The organism is Pseudomonas sp. 30_B (assembly GCF_017491605.1).
Classification (GTDB): domain Bacteria; phylum Pseudomonadota; class Gammaproteobacteria; order Pseudomonadales; family Pseudomonadaceae; genus Pseudomonas.
Genome location: NZ_JAFGYY010000090.1, coordinates 1 through 662, shown reverse-complemented (window position 1 = coordinate 662; position 662 = coordinate 1). Strand labels below are relative to the sequence as shown.

The following is a 662-nucleotide window of genomic DNA, read 5'->3' as shown; positions in this document are numbered from 1 at the left end:
ATACGGAGGTTGGCCTTCTCGATCACACGCACGTCATTCACCATACCGACCGCTTGCTGGCGGCAATGGCCAAGCGTGCCGGCTGGCACGAAGTGGGCGCGCGCGACTATGAGCTCGAATCCAGTGATCAGGCGTTTCCGCCGGCTCATCCGCTGTTGACCGGAAACACGGCGGCGTCACGCTATTTGCAGCAAATCCGTCGTGCTTCGGATGCTTTCGGAACAGTGAACGAACTGGTGCGGGCGTACTTGCCGGGCGCGCGTCATGACGTTCCCCTGTTCGCCGATCCGAAAGAGGCGCGGCCGTTTCTGTCAATCGTCACGCGTACGCAAGCCAAGCGGCTTGGCAATCTGCGCGATGTCCTGCTTTGTCTCACCGCCCAGACTTGTCAGGACTTCGAAATCCTCGTCGTGACGCACAAGGTGGATGGGGAGCCGTACTATGCCGTCAGGCGGATCGTCGAAGATCTGCCGGAGTCGATTCGTAATCGTGCGCGTGTGCTTCGCTGCGATCGGGGTGGACGTACCGCGCCGCTGAATGACGGTTTTGCCGCGGCGAGAGGGCATTACGTTGCGATTCTGGACGACGATGAACTGGTTTTCGCGCACTGGGTCGAGACGTTCAAGAAGTTGAGCGAGAAGGCGGCCGGCTGTGTGTTGCGC

General features: G+C 60.6%; 1 protein-coding gene. It reads left to right on the top strand.

Annotation, left to right across the window (positions count from 1 at the left end; all coding sequences use genetic code 11):
• Positions 1 to 662: glycosyltransferase family A protein (locus tag J5M67_RS27350; RefSeq protein WP_207888536.1), on the top strand; the 662-nt coding region annotated here is incomplete at both ends.